Source organism: Flavobacterium sp. GSA192, assembly GCF_006386525.1.
GTDB lineage: Bacteria > Bacteroidota > Bacteroidia > Flavobacteriales > Flavobacteriaceae > Flavobacterium > Flavobacterium commune.
The window spans coordinates 314705-334550 of record NZ_VAHC01000003.1 but is presented as its reverse complement, the minus strand read 5'-3'; the positions used below and the strand labels follow the sequence as shown (position 1 = coordinate 334550).

Here is a 19846-nt window from a genome sequence, read left to right as displayed (position 1 = left end):
AATTTTTTAAAGTCGAAAGTCGAAAGTATAATTCTTGACTTTCGACTTTTTCTTTTCTATTTAACTTTTAAGACTAAAAACATGGGCGTATTACGATTACAATTACCAACCGACCCAAGATGGGTGAATATTGTAGAGAAAAACATAGAGGAAATTTTGACGGATCACGCTTGGTGCGAGCAAAAAGCAGCAACCAACGCCATTACAATTATTACCAATAATTCAGAACACCAGGATTTGGTTAAAGATTTATTGGCTTTGGCCAAAGAAGAAATCGATCATTTCGAACAGGTACATAATCTAATCATCAAACGCGGATTAAAGTTAGGTCGCGAGCGTAAAGACGATTATGTAAACGAATTGTACCAATACATGAAAAGAAGCGGAAACGGAAGCCGAGTTTCAGGTTTGGTTGAAAGATTGCTTTTTTCGGCAATGATTGAAGCCAGAAGTTGCGAACGTTTCAAAGTACTTTCAGAAAACATTCAGGACGAAGAATTGGCTGTTTTTTACAGAGAATTGATGGAAAGTGAAGCGGGACATTACACTACTTTTATTACCTATGCCCGAAAATATGGCGAAGGAATTGATGTCGAAAAACGTTGGAGAGAATGGTTGGAATTTGAAGAATCCATTATTTCTAATTACGGAAAAAACGAAACCATTCACGGTTAATATATAGTTGATAAGTCTCTTTTTTAATTGCATAATTCTCGCGTAAAATTCATTACTTTTAAGAATAATAAAAGTTATTTTCCAATAACCGATTAAAAAGTGATAATTATGCGAATAGAAACCGATCTTAAATTAGGCTTTAAAGATGTTATGATCAGACCCAAACGGTCTACGTTAAAAAGTAGAGCTGAGGTTTCTTTAGATAGGGAATTTAAGTTTTTGCACAGCACGACCAAATGGAGTGGAATTCCTATTATGGCTGCTAATATGGATACTGTGGGGACTTTTGAAATGGCTAAGGAATTAGCCAAGCATAAATTATTCACTGCCATTCATAAGCATTATTCGGTTTCAGAATGGAACGTGTTTCTTGAAGATGCGACTCCTGATTTTTATGATTATATCGCCGTTAGTACAGGAACTGGAAAAAATGATTTCAAAAAGGTAATCGAAATTATTACCGCTAATCCATTATTGAAATTTATCTGCATTGATGTTGCCAATGGGTATTCGGAGCATTTTGTGAACTTTCTGAAACAAACCCGAAAACAATTTCCAGATAAAGTAATTATTGCCGGGAATGTGGTAACTGGCGAAATGGTAGAAGAATTACTTTTGGCTGGTGCCGATATTATAAAAGTAGGCATTGGTCCCGGTTCGGTTTGTACTACCCGAATAAAAACAGGTGTGGGTTATCCACAACTTTCAGCCATTATAGAATGTGCCGATGCTGCGCATGGATTAGGAGGTCATATTATCAGTGATGGTGGTTGTACGACTCCGGGCGATATAGCAAAAGCCTTTGGTGCCGGTTCTGATTTTGTTATGCTTGGCGGAATGCTTGCCGGACATACCGAAAGTGGGGGAGAACTATTGGAAATTAATGGTAAAAAGTACAAGCAGTTTTACGGCATGAGTTCTGCCACAGCCATGAAAAAACATGTAGGCGGTGTTGCCGAATACAGAGCCAGTGAAGGAAAGGCAGTGAAAATTCCTTTTAAAGGTTATGTAGTAGATACCGTTTTAGATATTTTGGGAGGTTTACGAAGCAGCTGTACTTATGTAGGTGCCTCTAGATTAAAAGAATTGACTAAAAGAACCACTTTTATACGGGTAAGCGAACAAGAAAATAGAGTTTTTACTACCGAATAATTATTGATGATACACATTGTTAAAGCTGCCGTTGTCGATTTAAATAGTATTACTGAAATAGCCCATAAAACCTGGCCGCTTACTTATGGTGAAATTTTGTCTCCAGCGCAATTAGAATACATGCTTAATGCTTTTTATTCTGAAGAAGCCTTGCGAGCTAATATGAAAAACGGACATGAATTTATATTAGCTAAGGAAGATAATATTTGTTTAGGTTTCGCCTCTTTTGAGTATCATTACCAAAATAAGAATACTACAAAAATCCATAAAATTTATATTCTTCCTGAAACTCAAGGAAAAGGAATAGGGAAGTTGTTAGTTGAGAATATTAAAAAAAGAGCTATTGTTAATGGTTCTAAAAGTCTTCTATTAAACGTCAACCGATTCAATAAAGCCATAGGTTTTTATCACAAAATGGGTTTCAAAATCATTCAAGAGATTGATATTGAAATTGGATTGGGCTATTTGATGGAAGATTATGTGATGGAATTAAAAATATGATTGTGGGTTTATTTGCTATTATATTACCTAATTCAAGGGTATTTCTACCTGATTCAAAAACTCAATATTTCTTTGTTATAGTGAATCTACATTTGCCTTATAAAAATGTATTATTTACTAAAAAATTAAAATTATGAAATATTATATCCATCTACTTTTACTATTTTGTTCATTGAGTTTTGCTCAATCAAGAAATGGAAATGATCAACCTTTAAATAATGGTTATTTTGATCTAAAATATATTGCTATCCGACTTCAAAACAACTTCATTTTAGATAATAGCGAAGTTAAAAAAAGAGCTATTGATAAAGTGCCAATTGAATATGATTTAACGGTAATAGGTGAAAACATAAATTTAAAGTTAGTCAACTCCCAAAGAGGGGATACTGAAATTAGAGAAGGGCAATTTGTATATAGTAATCTTGATGCAATTGAAGATTTATATAAAATGGAAAATCTAGAAATTCAGATTTTAAAAAATAATAAAATTGTAAAAAATTGGGCTTTTGTCACAAAATCAAAAAAGTATAATGACACTATTTTTAGTGTTTATTATAAGAAAACATATAATGAAACGGGATATTTTTTTTATTCTGATTCATTAGTTAAAGGGGATATAATAGATCTTTTATTTAGAAAAAAAGGACAAGAAATTTCTTTGAAATTGCATATACAAAAGAAAGAAAGTGCTAGAAAACCTTTTATTATAAATAAAATTTCAAATGATTTTAAAAAACAGTTAAGTTTTGAAGATTTTATTAATAATTCTATGGATGAATTAGCTAAAGTCAAATTAACTGATGAATCAAAATTCTATGATGATTGGCCTGAAAATTATGATACAAGTAGTGGAGGTAATTTAAAAACATATAGTAAAGGCGAAAATTTTTGTTTGGTTTTTAGAAAACCTAGTAAAAAAAAGCGAACTGATAATAGCTTTGAATACCGTACAAGTATAAATTCAAAATCAGGGGAATGGAAAAAATCGAATGGTTTTATTTTTATGTATTTGAAGGAACCAGGAACGGAGTATATGCTCGAAGTTCGTTACAAAGTCAATCCACAATATGTTGCAACTTACAAATGGTTTACAGAAGCAGAATGGTATCAGACAATATGGTTTAAGATTACAGTTGGGATTTTTTGTCTTCTTATTATTGCTATTGTTTTTATTTTTTGGTTTAGGATAAAAGAAAAAAGAAAACAAGCACAACAGAAAATGAAACTTAAAACCCTTTATGCCCAATTGAATCCACACTTTTTATTCAATGCATTAGGTTCTATTCAAGGATTGTTGAATGATAATCAAATAGAAAAAGCAAATCAATATTTGATTGGTTTTGCAACTCTTCTTAGAAATATATTGAATTCTAGTGAAAATGAAACGGATAGTCTTGCTAACGAAATTAAAAGTATCAATAATTATATGGAGTTAGAACAATTAAGAAAACCTTTTGTATATGTTTTTTCGATTGATGAAACCATAAGTCCTTATGAGGTAGAAATTATTCCTCTTTTGATTCAGCCTTTGATAGAAAATGCCGTTAAGCACGGAATTTCAAACAAAGAAAATGCCAAAATTAGCATTAGAATATTTAAAAAAGATAGCGATTTAATTTTTGAGATATCTGATAATGGAAAAGGTTTTGATATTTTAGCACAAAATAAAGGTTTTGGATTAAAATTAGTAAAAGACAGAATTTCATTATTTAATCAATCATCAAAAATGAAGAAAATTGATATGAAAATTCTAAGTGATTCTTTTGGAACAAAAGTCACTATTTATTATAAAAACTGGCTCAAAAATGATTAGAGGAATTATCATTGATGACGAATCACACAATATAATCAATCTGCAACGATTGCTGGAAAAATATTGCCCAGAGGTTAACATTGTTGGTTCGTCATCTGACCCTAATAAAGGAATAACACTTATCCAAAATAATAAACCGGATTTAGTTTTTTTAGATATTCAGATGCCAGAGAAGGATGGTTTTCAACTTTTACAAGAACTTAATTCATATGATTTTGAAGTGATTTTTGTGACAGCTTTCAGTCAATATGGTATTCAAGCCATAAAATTTTCGGCTATTGATTATCTTTTGAAACCAATAGATATTGAAGAGCTAAAAAAAGCAGTTACTAAAACTAAGGAGAAACTCCAGAATAAAAAGCAAAACTTACAATTGCAAAATTTACTTTACCATTTGCAAGAAAATCAAAGTAATTCAGAACATCATCGTATTGCTATTTCATCTCTTAAGGAAATCAGATTCATATATGTTAAAAATATTATTCGTTGCGAAAGTGATAATAGTTATACTTTGTTTTTTACGGATGAAGGAGAAATTATTATTTCTACTCTACCAATTTATGAATATGATAAAATATTAAGTGTTTATGGATTTATTCGTTCTCATCAGTCACATTTAGTAAATAAAAAATATGTGAAGAGCTTACTTAAAGAGGATGGCGATGTATTATTGCTTTATGATTTAACTAGAATTCCTGTTTCTCGTCAAAAGAAAGATTTTGTAAAAAAGAAATTAATTTAAAATGATTGTAATTTGATTCATAATTTGATTCAAAAAATTTGGACGAAATTAAAATTGATTTAGAAAGGAGTTAATTAATTGACGATTATGTGTTGAAGAAGGAGGTTTAAGAGATCTAATTAGCTTTTAAATAACCAAGTTTTAAATCCTTTAATAATAAATAAAGGCTGCCCGAAAATTACTTTTCAGACAGCCTCTTTAGTTTTGTAATCGTCAATTGAATCAGATTTTAGATAGAGATAAATCTCTAAACGATCTCATTCAGTTAGTCAGATGTTAACCTTTTTTACTCCATGGACCATGGTTTTTGTATGCAGGTCCAGTCAACTTTTGTCTTTCAGAATCACCTATTTTCACTTCAACCAAGTCTTGGCTAGAAGTATTTCTCCCCGGTTGTTGGTTTTTGTATGCAGGTCCTTGAAGTGATGTTTTGTTGTTTTCTGAATATATTTTGGTAGGCACTGTTTTGTGCATCCAATGTTTGTAATTCTTATAAGCTGGACCTTTTAAATCACTTTGTTTTACATTACTTTCCTCTTGTGCAAATGCACTAAATGAAATTAATAAAACTCCTAATATTAATGCTATATTTTTCATAACTATTACTGTTTATTGTTTTTTATAAATTTACAATCAGTAATAGGGTTTTAGTATTATGTGAATTTACCCAATTTGCATCCGTATTTATACGGATATTTTTATACTAAATTCATTTTTGTTGCTTTTTTAATGAGTTCGGCGGTATTTTTTACTTCTAACTTTTTTAAAACATTGGCACGATGGGTTTCTATGGTGCGGGAACTTACAAATAGTTTAGTAGCAATTTCTTTAGTTGTTAACCCCTTAGCAATTAATCCTAAAACTTCGGTTTCCTTATTGGATAAAACATTTTCACTGATGCTTTGTGTTGACATAAAGTTTATCATTTTTTCAGAAATTTCAGCACTAAAATATTTTTTTCCATTATAAACGCTCCTTATTGCAAGGATTAATTCGGCTTCATCTGTGTTTTTTAATAGATATCCGAAAGCACCCATTTTAGCACATTTTGCAATGTAATTTCCATCATTGTGCATCGAAATTACAATAGGTTTTATATCAGAATTTAAGGTTTTTAATTCTTTTAAAACCTGAAAACCATCCATTTTGGGCATAGTAATGTCCAGTAATACAATATCAGCCTCTAATTGGCTGTTGATAAGCTCCATAAATTCAATGCCATCCCCAACACTTTTAACTATTTTTATATCGTCATGTTTTCTTAACAGTTCTGCAAGTCCGTTTCTAAAAAGCTCATGATCATCAGCTATTATTAATTTGATTTCGTTCATAATTCTACGGGTAATTCAATTTCAAAAGTTGTATTTCCGGGATTTGCATTGATGGTAATTGTACCATTGCAAATTTCTACACGTTCTTTGATGTTAGTAATTCCTAAACCTAATTTAACAGTTTTGATATCAAAACCAATACCATCATCAAAATAAAAAAGAGAAATAAATTCATCAAATTCCGAAAGTGTAATCCTGATATTTTTTGCATTAGCATGTTTTAATGAATTATTAATCAGTTCCTGGCTTATTCTAAAAAGATTAATCGCCTGATGGTTTGTAATATTAGAATTTTCCTGTTGGGTTAAATCTTCGTATTCAATAGTTACAGTTGTTGATTTTTTTAGGCTTTCGATAAAGTTGGTTAAGGTAACTCCAATTCCAAAATCATCTATTGAGGCAGGCATCAAGGCATTAGACATCAATCTGATTTCAGCAATGGTATCATCCACTATTTTTTTCATTTCTGCTTTTTTCGATTCATTTTGAACCCTATTCTCAATATAGTGTTTCAAAGAGGTTAAATAAGGACCTACACCATCATGGAGCTCTCGCGAAAGTCGGCGCCTTTCATCTTCCATACCGTTTACCAGCATCCGTTTGGATAGTATTCGGGTATTTTCTTCATTATTTCTAAACTCTATCAACTTATCTCTCATTGCTAAAAGGCTTTTTCCTAGCAAATCATTAGAACTTTTAGGTTTAAAATTGGTATGTAAGTTCATTTTACCAATGTCATCAGAGAATTTTACGGCACCTTGCAAAGAAGCTTTCAAATTGGCCAAGGCGTCAAACATTTCCTTTATTTCCTTCGAATTTTTTATAAATTCATTGGTTTGGTTATAGTCTCCTTCTGCCATAATTCGGAGACTTTTTTGCATATTTTTAATTGGGTTGGTAATAATTCTTGTCAGGAAAAGAGAAAGCATAACAGCCAGTAAAAAAATTCCAAGAGTTAAAGCTGCAAGTCTTTCCTTCAATTCTTTTAACGGAATCGTAACCTCATCCACATCTATTTCAGACAGAATAACCATCTTTAGGTTTCCTACTACTATCAGACTGTACACACTATATACATCAATGCCCCTGTAATCTTCAAAAACACCTCTGCCATTTATACCTTTAAAAGCATTGGTCACGCCTTTGGTTTTCACCACTATAGTGTGAGGAATTTTGTTTGGATAAAAACGAGATTGAGAACGCATTCGGAAATCTTCGCCAACAAGGTAGGATTCGCCACTGTCACCCATTCCTGTACGTTCCAGAAGTATTTTTTTTATTTTGTTGTAATCAAAAATTTTAATCTTCGTACCCTTTTTTGACTGGGCGATAAAACCTATTGTTGTTTTTTTAGCTACATGGTAGGCTGTAAAATCGTAAATTCCATTGTTGTTTTTAATACTATCCGGAAGCTTTAATACGGTAGTGTCAATGTTTTGGTTGTACAATTCGGAAGCTTCAAATCGTTCCCATTCTGATTTTAATACATGTTCAATCTGGTTTTGCTTGAGGGTTTTAATAGAATTTAATTGCAGCAAAATACGATCGTTTAAAACGTTTGAAAACTGTTGGTATGAAGAAAAAGACAATAAAGCAATTACCAATGCAATTAAACTATTAATTATAATCAGTATTAATGTTTTGATGTTCATTAAAATCTATTTTAAAGATAAAGTTGTTTGAATATATCGGATTCAAGTCATAAAGATAACACTAAATTCTTTAAATGTTGGGGAGTTAGAAGATGGAAGTTAAGAGTTGGGAAATACAATTTTCGACCTTAACTTGACCACAAAGTTATCCCGTTGACAAAGGAAGCATCTCGTCAAGTTGCGCTAGTAGTGAATACTCTGCATCGATTTATAAATTTACCACACTAAAGGATTGAGTTTGTCGAATTTTATTTTGTGCAGTAGTGCTACTAAGGTTTGAACATATCTAAAGGAGGGGAATATCTTTAATTTATTATAATTCAATCCTTAAACAGAGTGAAGGTTGTTTTTTAAAAGTGAAACTATTGTCTTGAGGAAGTAGGATATTTTGATTATCAATAGTTAAGGCAACAGCCATTTTTTTATTTTTTGCGGCACTCACAAAGCAAGGAATGCTGGCTAGTGACAAAACACCTCCACCTATAGCAATGTAAGCTCCGGTAAAATCGAAATTCCAAGAGCTTGAGTTTGAATTACTCAATTGTACCAATCCACCAATTGCAGCAATTCCTAAACCAGTTCCCAGTACTATCCATCCTGTTTTTTTTTGCTTTTTACTTTTTTCTAAATAGTATTCTTTCGAAAATGTTGTAGTTTGTGTTTGACAAAAAGAATTTACAATGAAAAACAACATTGAAAGAGATAATGTAATTTTTTTCATGACCTAAATATTTGTTGCCTACTCTTTCAATATGCAGTTTTCGGCTACTCTGGTGGATTCATTTTTTTTGATATTAAATGATTTTGTATTCTAGCATTAAATTAATGAAAATATCGATACAGAACTGTTTTTGAATTAATTAAGTTGTTGATTTTTAGTGTGTTTTTGTTTAGTATGTTTCTTGAGTTAACGTATCACCGGGTGGGCTAATTTTATTAGTTTCTGGGAATTATTAGAACTAAAATGTTGGGACAATTGCTTTCATCGAGTTAAAAAAGAAACTATTCCCGCAATCTTGTCTTTCCGACGAAGGAGGAATCTCCGTAAGTAACTCGACAAAGTAATTTAGATTACATTTTTTACTCACTGTTGCGGGCACGGAAAACATTTCCAGACTATCGTTGCATGAATATATCTGTGCGGTCGAGGATTCATTTTTCAGTCCAATAAGCAACATGTTCCATCATTATGGCTCTTCCTTCATTTGTCATGGTCATCGAAAGTCAGGGGCGGCAAAGGTTTAAATAAACAGCATAGAATTGTTTTTCCTTAGGTTTATTTATAAGATTATGTTGTTTGTTGTTAATTTCCCTTTTTTATTTTGTTCAGTAGCTGGGAAAAATAACAATCATTTTTTTATTTCAATTAATAGTTTCTATTGCACATTCTATATTAAAGTTGAAATAATAACCATATCCAAAACTCCAATAAGAAATAGGTTCGTAACTTCCGATGACTTTCAAATCATTATCTGTTTTCATTGGAAAAAGTGGAAATAATTTTGTATCAATAATATCAATTAGTTCATACTTAGAGTTGAAAACATGGATTTTTTTTTCTGCTTGTACACAAGCATAAATAGTATCATTTGAATCAAAAGCAAATTGAAAATAGCGTTTTCCAGTAATGTCACTTAAACTTTTTTCTATATTCATATCAGAAATATTAAAGACACAACCATTTATGGATGTTATAAATTTGGATTTACTGGAGTTCCAGGAAAATATATTGGGATCAACAGAATATGTTTTAGTTGGATTTCTGGGGAAATTATAAAAGGTTGGCCAGCAATCTAAATTATTACAAGTATTTGGTGAAAAACCAAAAAGTTTTGCATCATATCCAATTTGTGAATATAAAAACAGAAAAATATCATTACCCAGGTATTCTGAATAATCCATTGAAGTAACGAGTCCTACTTTATTATTTCCCCCTGTAGAAATATTATAAAAATTCCAAGTTTCTTCATCCTGATAATAAATACGATTACCTGAAATGGCAAATGCATTTAGATTGTCTGAAATTAAAGTAGAATAAGTTCCAATAGTGTTATAATTATCGGCATTTAACCTGAAAACCTTACCTTTAGTATCTGCGATATAAATTTCATTGGTGTTTATTATTTGAAATCGATTATTTAAAAGATTTCCATTATCAAATGTTTTTGTGTATTCAAAGTTGTTTTTGCTACTGTTATACTTATATAGATACCCATTCCCTTTTTTGTCCAAAATATGGAAAATATTTGTTTGTATTGGATCTTTTTGTACTTGGAAAGGAACATTAGTGAATGATATAATTTGTCTAGTGAATTTTTTTTCTTCACTTTCTAAATTTAAAAACTGTATAGGAGTAGTTCTTTCGTCTCTGTAATTAATTCTTATTTTGTATGAGACTTCTTTTTTATAAGGTACATCATAGTCTGTAAATGTCGTTTCGTTGGAAGGTAAATTTGCAATACGCTTTTCACTAACAAAATCGGTTTCCTGATTCTTATCCAATCTATAGATGCATAAATCTTCAATAATTAATCCTTTTGGTTTAATTGTTTCCCATTCAATTTTGACCTGATTATTTGAAGATTCAAAATTAGTAATAGTTAGTTCTAATGGCGAATCATCAATGTCATCATCATTATTGGAACTACAACTTAGAATAATAAATAAGAAGAAAGTGTAAAATGTATATTTTAGTTTAAAGCAATCCATTTAAAATTTGTTTACTTATTTTTTGGGTATAAATAGTGTTTTGATAATACATAGACCAACTATTTCTTAAATAATAAACCTCATTATTTAATGTGAAGAAATTATTGCTATATCCGGTTAAATTTAAAATGTCTACTGCCACATATTTATTTGTTTTTGTATTATAGAGATAATCATAGGAACTTTTGACAATAATATTATTTCCGTATTGAAAACTGAGTGCATAAGGGGTTTTGGTAACACTCAGGTTTGGACTTATTTTAAATGTTGAGTAGTTCAATCCATAAGAGATATAAATATCTTCTCCAATGAATACATAGTCGATAGGGGTAGTAACAGCATGTTCACTAGTAAGAGGCAGCTCAGATAAAACTGAAGATGACAGTTCTCTCCAAGTGTTATCAAGTTTTGAATATTCATATTTTTTATTACGAACAGTTGTTGAGGTACTGGTTCTGTCTAATCCACTATATAAATAGAGTTTATCATGAAAGGCAAAGAGGAGAGGAGCTACAATTTTATTGTTAGGTAAATCTATTGCAGTCTCTTTGTTTGTATCCATATTAAATTTTGATAGACTATAAGATTGACTATTACCTTCTAATTTGTAAAAGTAAACGGTGTTGTTCCCATCATAAACAGCATTAACTATATGTCCGGTGTAATGAAATGTTGATATTTGTTTCCATTTTTCAGTGACAGGGGAAAATTCAAGAAAAGTATAATAACGTTCAAATTCATCAGTTCCAGGAATGGTATATGAAAAAGTATATGCTTTATTATTATGAATGAAAATGTTGAATTCAGTTTGTGCATTGTCGATATGGTCAACTAAAATAAAATTGTTTAAAATTTTTATGTTACAATCATAACTTGTTGTTAATCCTGCAGTTTTGTAAGTGATATTAGTAACAAAAAAATCTTTGTATGGTCCTGGAGGAATAGTGATTCCAATTATGTTGTTGGTACTAGCAGAAAAATAACATGGAATACCATTTACAAATACTTCGCCAAATTCGCTATTAGGATTCACGTTTTCTATATTGACATCAAGAGTTTGTTGCAACCAAACTTGGTTAAGCTGCGTTCCTTTAATAATTGGATTTTTTAAGACTAAAGGCAGAGTAGAAGATGCTTCCTGAAGTTGGGATTGAACTTTTATTTCCAGATTTGCAGTAGTAAGTTTAGTAGGAATCATTATTTCAACTTTATTGAAGTCGGTATTTTGAATTTGAGCAATTTCATTATTCACCAATACCTTTATTAAGTTTCTATTGGTGTCAAAGTTTTCCCCATATATGGTAAGGGTTTCATTAAATGAAATATTATCACTGCTATATTTAGTAATTACAGGTTTTTTTAATGTAAAGGTTGAACTTAATATCGTTTTATTTTCATTTAAATCAATAATCTTAAGAGTTGGGTTATAACGTTTAATAGATGTTGGTACTATTACCATAATCTCATTATCAGCTGTATATTTTACATCTGCTTCTTCCAAATCGAAAAAAACCTGGATTTTACCAATTTCCATATTCTCTATTTGAATGGATATAGGCTGACCTAATAAACCGGATTCCGGAAAGTTTTTTAAAGTAGGGGGAACATAATCCGGATCATTATCAGAATTATTGCAGGAAATCATTAAAAAGCTTAGTCCTAGAAAAAAGAAAAATACTTTTTTAAAGATAGTATTTTTTAGATAAGATAGTTTTAGCATAAAAAGGAATTTCAGATGTAGCTAAAGTAGTATTTTTTTTGTCTAAAAACATTGGAATCGCATCATTTTTCTTAAAAATTTCCAAAAGTTGATTTTCTAAGTAACTATTTTTTCTTTCCAGCCCAGATATCCCTTTGTAGGCAATTCATTATTTAAGTCGGCTAAAACCTGTTCGGTTTGACTTTTATTAATTGCCGAAAGTTGCTCAATACTGCTGTAAACACCACTTTTAAGACCGGATAAATAGGCAGCTCCTAAGGCAGAAACGTCCGGATTTCGTTGTTTGTTCAACTGAATTCCTAATAAGTCGGCTAAAAAATGAATGACAAATTTGTTTTGAGTCATACCACCGTTTACCGATATTGATTTTAAAGCGGCCTGCATGTCTTTTGCCATGGCTTCCACCACATCTTTTATTTGGTACGGAATACTTTCTAAGGCGGCCCTGACAATATGATTTTTAGTAGTTCCAAAAGTCATTCCTTCAATAGATGCTTTTCGGCTCATTTGCCAGTGTGGCGCACCCAGTCCGCTAAAAGCAGGAATCAGATAAACACCTGCATTGTCCGGAATGGCTTTTGCCATAGCTTCGGTTTCAGCAGCAGAGGAGAACAATTGCAATTCGTTTTTCAACCATTCGATAGTGGAACCACAGGAAACAATAGCGCCTTCCAGCGCATAATCTACGCGGTTTTCGGTACTCCAGCAAATGGTGGTCAACATTCCGGAATTGGATAAAATGGCTTTGTCGCCAATGTTCATCATTATCGAACTTCCTGTTCCCAGAGTGACTTTGGCAGTACCTTTTTCGAAACAGCCTTCTCCAAAAGTAGCTGCATGAGAATCGCCAATTAAAGAAGTTATGGGGATAGAAAATGGGGTTTTATTGTCCAAAAATTGTCCAAAATCAACCATTCCAAAATCATGTGAAGAAGGGCAGGGTTGAGGTAAATTTAAGTTGGATAATCCCCAGGTTTCTAAAATTTCAGCATCCCATTGTAAGGTATGAATATTGAAAAGTAAGGTTCGGGAAGCATTGGTGTAATCGGTTTTAAAATGGGTTCCATTGGTCAATTTGTACAAAAGCCAGCAATCTACCGTTCCAAAATAGACTTCGCCTTTGGTCACTTTTTCTTTTAATTCGGCATCATTTTCCAGCAGCCAAAGTAATTTGGTACCAGAAAAATATGGGTCTAATAATAAGCCCGTTTTTAGTTTGATAAAGTCATTTTGTCCTTTTTGGATTAAGTCCGTACAGATAGCAATGGAGCGTTTACAAGCCCAAACCACAGCCGGAGCCAATGCTTTTCCATCTTTATCCCAAAGGATAAAAGTCTCTCTTTGATTGCTGATACCGCAGGAAACAATGTCTGAAACAGCCAGCCCTTTTTTTGTAAAATCATTTAGGCATTCAGTTACGGAGTCGAGTACATTTTGGAAAATATCCTCAGGATTTTGTTCCACAAAACCATTGTCAAAATAATTCGTTTTTAAATCGACACTGCCTTTAGCTGCAGCCTGTCCTGATTCGTCAAAAAGTATGGTTTTGGTACTGCTAGTACCCTGATCTATGGCAAGAATATATTTTTTCATTTTTTAGTGTAAAATTTGCCTTTTAAAAGCTCAGTTAAATAATAAACAATTTTTAAAAGAGAAACATTGAATAGAAATATTTTCACCATTAAGAAGTTAAGGAGCATTAAGTCTTAATTGTCTTAATTTCTTAATGGTGGAAAAAGAATTAATGTATTATTTATTTTTCTGATTCATTTTATCGATAATCACCGCCAATAAAATAACGATACCTTTTACCACTTGCTGCCAAAAAGGCGATACATCCAGTAAAACCAATCCGTTGTTTAAAACCCCAATAATTATCGCACCAATCACGGTTCCGGCCACTGTCCCAACACCACCTGATAGCGAAGTTCCTCCAATAACTACTGCCGCGATGGAATCCAGTTCGTAACTCATACCGGCATTAGGTTGGGCTGAATTTAGTCTCGAAGTGACTAAAACACCACCCACAGCCGCCATCATTCCGGCAATTCCATAAACAGCCAATTTTATTTTATTAATGCTGATTCCCGATAAAAATGCTGCTTTTTCATTTCCTCCAATGGCATAAATATATCTTCCAAAAGTGGTTTTTTTCGTTAGAAAAACTACGATTAAGACCATGAACAGTGATATCCAAACCGGTACCGGAATTCCTAAAATCCATCCCGAACCAATAAACTCAAATTCAGGACCTAAATTAGAAATGGGAATACCTTCGGTATAAAGCATCGTTAATCCACGGGCAATTGTTAACATGGCTAATGTTGCCACAAAAGGAGGAATGGAGAATTTAGTAATGACCCAGCCGTTGAATAAACCTAAGGCCATTCCGATAACTATGGCTCCTAAAATGGCTCCTAAAACGGTAAAGCCTACAAATAAATCCATGGATTCAAAAGAGAGTCCGCTTTTTAATAAGCCGGCACATATTGCTGCGGTAAGCCCCAATACTGAACCTACTGAAAGATCAATTCCCGCCATTAAAACTACTAATGTCATTCCGACAGAAATACAAACATTGACAGAAATTTGTCTTAATACATTCCAAAGATTAGTGCTGGTCATGAATTTATCAGACATGAGACTAATAAATAAACACAGCAGAAATAGTGCAATCAAGGATTGCGATTTTTTGATAATAGGGTGGTTAATAGAGATGTTCATAATTATTCAGGTAAGGCTGATTTTAATAATTTATCTTCGTTGGCTTCTGCGGCTAAATAGGAAGCTTTAATCTTCCCTTCGGCCATTACTAAAATCCGATCCGAAAGCGCTAGTATTTCGGGAATTTCAGAAGAAACTAAAATGATACTCATTTGGTTGGTTGCGAGTTCTTTTATTAGATTGTAAATTTCATTTTTGGCATTGATATCGATTCCGCGGGTAGGCTCATCCATCATTAAAATCTGAGGATTGGTTGCGAGCCATTTGGCTAAAACTACTTTTTGTTGATTTCCACCACTTAAATTTTGGCACAATTGCATTTCAGATGGTGTCTTGATGCGTAACTTTTCGATATAATCTTTCGAAGAAGCCTTGTCTTTTGAAGGATTCAAAAGTCCAAACGTAGGCAGATTCGTCAGGCTGATATTAGACGAAATATCCATGCCTAAAACCAATCCTTCGGTTTTACGATCTTCGGTTACAAAAGCCAATCTATTTCCAATAGCATCTTTTGGCTTTTTGTGGAAAGTGCTTTTTTCGTCAATTTCAAGATTATATTCGCTGTTTGCAGGGTGCATTCCGAATAAGGTTTCTAAAAGTTCTGTTCTTCCGGCTCCCATCAAACCAAAGATGCCCAGAATTTCTCCTTTTTTTAATTCGAAAGAAATATCGTGAAGAAGTTTTCTTTTTTTATTGCTGGGATGAATCAGGTTTAGGTTTTCTACTTTTAGAATAGTATTTTCGAATTGATTTTCGGTGTTTTTTTTCTCGATAAGCACATCACGGCCTACCATTTTTCGAATTAATTCCTGCTCGGTGGTGTTTTTCATTTCCCCGGCATCAATGCTGTTTCCGTCTCTTAAAACGGTATAGTTTTCAGCAATTTTGAATAATTCATCCATTTTATGAGAAATGTAAACAATGGTTTTGCCTTCTGCTTTTAACTCATAAATAATACGATGTAAGTTGTCTATTTCTTTGTCGCTCAGGGCGGAAGTAGGTTCGTCCATCAAAATAACATCGGCATTACAAAGTAGTGCTTTTGCAATTTCAACCAATTGTTGTTCTCCTACTTTTAGTTGTTGTACCAAAGTTTTCGGAGCAACGTTCAATTGAATTTTTTCAAAAATACGTTTGGCTTCTGCTTCCATTTTTGAGGAATCTAAAAGTCCGAATGAAGTTTTAATTTCTCTTCCTAAAAATAAATTTTCTGTTACACTAAGCTCAGGAATTAAATTTAATTCCTGATGAATAATGGCAATTCCCGCATTTTGAGCTTCTTTGATATTCGAAAATGAAACGGTTTCGCCATTCAATTGAATCTCACCTTCGTATTGGGTGTAAACGCCTGTCAGAATTTTTAGCAAGGTCGATTTACCCGCACCGTTTTCTCCCAATATGGCATTGACTTTGGCAGGATAAAATTTAAAATTTACCTGATTGAGTGCTTTTACGCCTGGGAATTCTTTGGATATGTTAATTGCTTCTAACAATTTACTGAAGTTTAATTTGTGATGGAATAATTAAAAGGTCGGTAAACAAAGTTTGTTTTTTACTTAGTCTGATGGCTCCTGAAAATGAAACGCTATCGCCAATTTGTACCTTTTTAATTTCTTTTGGGATGACTTCATTTCGAACAATATCGTTCAACGATTCTGAAACTTTATTAAATTGAGTATTGGTTTTAAAATCAGTCAGTTTTACTAAGCCCGATGCGTCTCTTAAAGCATTCCCGAAAATGTATTTGGTGTCAATGTAAACGATACCATTTTTTTCGTCGGCAATAGTGTAAACTCCATCTTTGATATCAATGATTTTTCCGGTGCTTTGAATCATAAAATAAGCCGAATTTCCTATTCCAAGTCGGTTTCCATACTTTTTAAAAGCAGCTTCCTGATTGGTTTTTACCGAAGTGATTAAATTAGTTAAAGCAATCGTTTTTTTGCTTTTCAAAATGCCTTTGAAATAGATAGAATCAGCGTAAGCTTTAAAATCGAAATTTTCTTTTTGTGCATTTTTAACGACACTCAGTTTTTTGAAATAAACCGAATTGTATCCTAAAATTGCGATTATTACGAAAGCTAAAATATATACATACTTTTTTTTCATGTTTAGTAGTCTTTAATGTTTGCTGCATTTACTAATTCGACTTCTACAGGAACCCTTTGAGGAAATACCTTTCTTCCTTTAAAATACTCATCGGCATATTGGGCAGCTGTTTGAGCCATCACTTTAGGAAATTGCATGCCTGTAGCCACAATTTTCTTTTCCCGAATTTTTTCAATGACATCACTTGCACCATCAAATCCAAAAATTTTGACTTTAGTTTCTTTTCCTGCCGCTTGCAAAGCTTGAAACGCACCCATTGCCATCGCATCATTGCCGCAAAAAACACCGTCAATATCAGGGTTAGCCTGCAGGATTGTTTCTAAAACCTCCATGGCTTTATTTCGATCGAAATCGCCACTTTGTTGGGCTACCATTTTTAAATTAGGGAATTTATCCACCACCGAATGGAATCCTCCTGAGCGCGCCCAGGTGTTGTTGTCGCCTACTAAACCTAAGATTTCTACATACTTTCCTTTTTCTTTTAATTCTTTTACAAATTCGATTCCGATAGAAACACAACCCGAATAGTTGTCAGAAAGAATCTGGCTTGTTGCAGCATCATCGGCATTTACTTCTCTATCCATGCAAAACACCGGAATTCCCGCTGTTTTAGCTTTTAAAATATTCGAAATAGAACCGTCAGAATCGGTAGGATTTAAAAGAATGGCATCATAACCCGAAGAGATGAGGTTTTCAAAATTGTCCGATTCGATAGCAGGATTGTTTTGCGAATCAAATATTTTGGCTTCATATCCTAGTTTTTTTGCATTTTCAGCAGCTGATTCAGCCAGCATCACAAACCACGGATTGTTTAAGGTGGAAACCACAACTGCAATTTTAGGCTTCTCAGACTTCTCTTTCGAGGAACATCCAAAAACAAAAATTGCGGTTAAAATAATTAAGGAAAGCTGTTTTATCTTCATAGCTTGATTATGTTTAAAGCAGTATTTTTTAATCCTTCGGCTGAAATACCATAATGATTGAAAATTTCGATTTGTGAACCCGAAACGGTGTGGTCATCAGGTAATCCTACGATTTTGAATTTATTAGTGCATCCGTTTTGGAATAATAAAGAAGCCACAGCTTCGCCCAATCCGCCATTAATGGAGTGTTCTTCAACTGTAATAACAGGGTTTCCATTGGCAGCAGACGCCAATAATAATTCGGTATCCAAAGGTTTAATGGTGTGTAAACTGATTATTTTACAGGAAATATTGTGTTCTTTTTCCAGTAGTTTAGCCGCTTCAACACATGGAAGTACCGCTTCGCCAGTGGCAACAAACGTTAAGTCATTTCCTTCCTGAATAACACGTCCTTTACCGATTTTAAAATCAGTATTTGAGTTTGTTGCTAAATTGGCAGGCATTGTTTTTTTTCCAAAACGAAGGTAAATAGGGCTGGTCATTTGGGCAGCTTGTTTGATGGCTTCGGCAGTTTCAAAATTATCTGCAGGAGCAACAATAGTAATATTATTGATGGCTCTCAGCACCGCATAATCGTGTAAACTATGATGTGTGGTTCCTAATGCTCCATAACTTACCCCGGCACTAATACCTATTAGTTTCACAGGATTGTCTGAATAAGCCACGTCATTTTTAATTTGTTCCAATGCTCGTGCCGTAAGGAAACAGGCTGGAGAAACGGCAAATGCTTTTTTACCCATACTGGCTAATCCTGTAGCAACGCCTACCAGGTTTTGTTCGGCAATACCCACTTCAACAATTTGTTCGGGATATTTTTGTCCAAAAGGGACTAACTTTCCCGAGCCACGGGAATCACTCGTAACCACCATGATATCTCTGTCGGTTGCGGCTAATGACTGCAACACTTCAGAAAAGACTTCGAGATTAGCGGCATCAATTGTTTTTATTTCTTCCATTATTTTGAGACAGTTTCAAGTTCTTGTAATTGTTGGTCTAATTCTTCGATAGCCAAATCGTATTGTTCTTTTGATGGAACGCCATGATGCCATTTCAATACATTTTCCATGTAGCTGATTCCTTTTCCTTTGATGGTATGGGCTATGATAAACGTTGGTTTTCCTTTTTCTAACGGAAGTCCTCTGAAGGTTTCTAAAAGCTTTTCGATATTATGTCCATCCACATGTTTTACTGCCCAACCAAAGGCTTCTAATTTTTGATCAATGGGTTCTAAGCCCATCACATCTTCATTAGCAGCTGTGATTTGAAGCTTGTTGTAATCCAAAATAGCACATAGATTATCCAGTTTATAATGAGCAGCAAACATCATCGCTTCCCAGTTAGAACCTTCGGCCATTTCTCCGTCACCTAGAATTGTAAAGACTTTTGTTGGCGAATTGTCTTTTTTGGCAGCCAAAGCAGCTCCGGCACAAATAGGTAAACCGTGACCTAATCCACCGGTATTTTGTTCAATACCGGGAATAGATTTGGTTGGGTGTCCTATATAAGGGGATTTGTATTGGCACATAGTCAATAAATCTTCTTCAGGGAAAAAACCTTTGTCGGCCAAAACAACGTACAATGCTTCCACACAATGTCCTTTACTCTGGATGAATCGGTCTCTGGTGTTAGAATCGAAATTCTCAGGGGAAACGTTCATTACATCATTGTACAATACATTCAGAATGTCTAAAATAGAAAGACTTCCACCGGTGTGACCTGCTTTGGCATTGAAGATGTATTTGAGTATTTTTTTTCTACTCTCAATGGATTTTCGTTTTAAATTTTCGATGTGCAT

18 protein-coding genes are annotated in these 19846 nt (G+C 33.2%); 5 read left to right on the top strand and 13 right to left on the bottom strand.

Going from position 1 to position 19846, the window contains the following annotated elements; translation table 11 throughout:
- Positions 1-81 precede the first annotated feature (81 nt).
- The 5 genes from FDM27_RS08290 to FDM27_RS08270 all read left to right on the top strand — a co-directional run bounded on the left by FDM27_RS08290 (position 82) and on the right by FDM27_RS08270 (position 4883).
- Complete coding sequence (locus FDM27_RS08290) at positions 82-675, top strand: tRNA-(ms[2]io[6]A)-hydroxylase (protein ID WP_071185853.1); 594 nt, start codon at positions 82-84, stop codon at positions 673-675.
- Between the two features lie 108 nt (positions 676-783).
- A complete protein-coding gene (gene guaC / locus FDM27_RS08285; RefSeq protein ID WP_140485920.1) occupies positions 784-1827 on the top strand; it encodes a GMP reductase in 1044 nt (347 codons plus the stop codon).
- A gap of 6 nt (positions 1828-1833) precedes the next feature.
- Complete coding sequence (locus FDM27_RS08280; protein ID WP_140485919.1) at positions 1834-2328, top strand: GNAT family N-acetyltransferase; 495 nt, start codon at positions 1834-1836, stop codon at positions 2326-2328.
- Positions 2329-2461: 133 nt separating this feature from the next.
- Entirely contained in the window at positions 2462-4141 is a 1680-nt protein-coding gene (locus FDM27_RS08275) for a sensor histidine kinase (protein ID WP_140485918.1), read from the top strand.
- Entirely contained in the window at positions 4134-4883 is a 750-nt protein-coding gene (locus tag FDM27_RS08270) for a LytR/AlgR family response regulator transcription factor (protein WP_140485917.1), read from the top strand. Before FDM27_RS08275 ends, FDM27_RS08270 begins: the two co-directional genes overlap by 8 nt.
- Before the next feature lie 276 nt (positions 4884-5159).
- Here the strand turns inward: FDM27_RS08270 and FDM27_RS08265 are convergent, their stop codons facing one another.
- The 13 genes from FDM27_RS08265 to FDM27_RS08205 all read right to left on the bottom strand — a co-directional run bounded on the left by FDM27_RS08265 (position 5160) and on the right by FDM27_RS08205 (position 19846).
- On the bottom strand, positions 5160-5480 hold the full coding sequence (locus tag FDM27_RS08265; protein WP_071185850.1) for a hypothetical protein: 321 nt from the start codon (positions 5478-5480) through the stop codon (positions 5160-5162).
- A 101-nt stretch (positions 5481-5581) separates the two neighbouring features.
- A complete protein-coding gene (locus FDM27_RS08260; protein WP_071185849.1) occupies positions 5582-6214 on the bottom strand; it encodes a response regulator in 633 nt (210 codons plus the stop codon).
- Positions 6211-7866 carry a sensor histidine kinase gene (locus FDM27_RS08255; RefSeq protein ID WP_140485916.1) on the bottom strand — a complete coding sequence of 552 codons (1656 nt, stop codon included), beginning with the start codon at positions 7864-7866 and terminating at the stop codon, positions 6211-6213. The genes FDM27_RS08260 and FDM27_RS08255 overlap by 4 nt, the downstream gene beginning before the upstream one ends.
- 313 nt (positions 7867-8179) lie before the next feature.
- Positions 8180-8587: a hypothetical protein gene (locus FDM27_RS08250; RefSeq protein ID WP_071185847.1), complete on the bottom strand. Its 408-nt coding sequence runs from the start codon at positions 8585-8587 to the stop codon at positions 8180-8182.
- Between the two features lie 641 nt (positions 8588-9228).
- Positions 9229-10575 carry a hypothetical protein gene (locus tag FDM27_RS08245; RefSeq protein WP_071185846.1) on the bottom strand — a complete coding sequence of 449 codons (1347 nt, stop codon included), beginning with the start codon at positions 10573-10575 and terminating at the stop codon, positions 9229-9231.
- Positions 10562-12295: an IPT/TIG domain-containing protein gene (locus FDM27_RS08240; protein WP_140485915.1), complete on the bottom strand. Its 1734-nt coding sequence runs from the start codon at positions 12293-12295 to the stop codon at positions 10562-10564. The genes FDM27_RS08245 and FDM27_RS08240 overlap by 14 nt, the downstream gene beginning before the upstream one ends.
- A 96-nt stretch (positions 12296-12391) precedes the next feature.
- A complete protein-coding gene (locus FDM27_RS08235) occupies positions 12392-13888 on the bottom strand; it encodes an FGGY family carbohydrate kinase (RefSeq protein WP_140485914.1) in 1497 nt (498 codons plus the stop codon).
- Between the two features lie 156 nt (positions 13889-14044).
- Positions 14045-14935, bottom strand: coding sequence for an ABC transporter permease (locus FDM27_RS08230; protein ID WP_255510505.1), 891 nt, complete (start codon positions 14933-14935; stop codon positions 14045-14047).
- Between the two features lie 86 nt (positions 14936-15021).
- Positions 15022-16512, bottom strand: a complete 1491-nt coding sequence (locus tag FDM27_RS08225; protein WP_140485912.1) for a sugar ABC transporter ATP-binding protein — start codon at positions 16510-16512, stop codon at positions 15022-15024.
- Between the two features lies 1 nt (position 16513).
- A complete protein-coding gene (locus FDM27_RS08220) occupies positions 16514-17128 on the bottom strand; it encodes a DUF2291 domain-containing protein (protein ID WP_140485911.1) in 615 nt (204 codons plus the stop codon).
- 2 nt (positions 17129-17130) lie between these two features.
- Positions 17131-18051, bottom strand: coding sequence for a D-ribose ABC transporter substrate-binding protein (locus FDM27_RS08215; RefSeq protein WP_140485910.1), 921 nt, complete (start codon positions 18049-18051; stop codon positions 17131-17133).
- Positions 18048-19007, bottom strand: a complete 960-nt coding sequence (locus tag FDM27_RS08210) for a transketolase family protein (protein WP_140485909.1) — start codon at positions 19005-19007, stop codon at positions 18048-18050. Before FDM27_RS08210 ends, FDM27_RS08215 begins: the two co-directional genes overlap by 4 nt.
- Positions 19007-19846 carry a transketolase gene (locus FDM27_RS08205; RefSeq protein ID WP_140485908.1) on the bottom strand — a complete coding sequence of 280 codons (840 nt, stop codon included), beginning with the start codon at positions 19844-19846 and terminating at the stop codon, positions 19007-19009. The genes FDM27_RS08210 and FDM27_RS08205 overlap by 1 nt, the downstream gene beginning before the upstream one ends.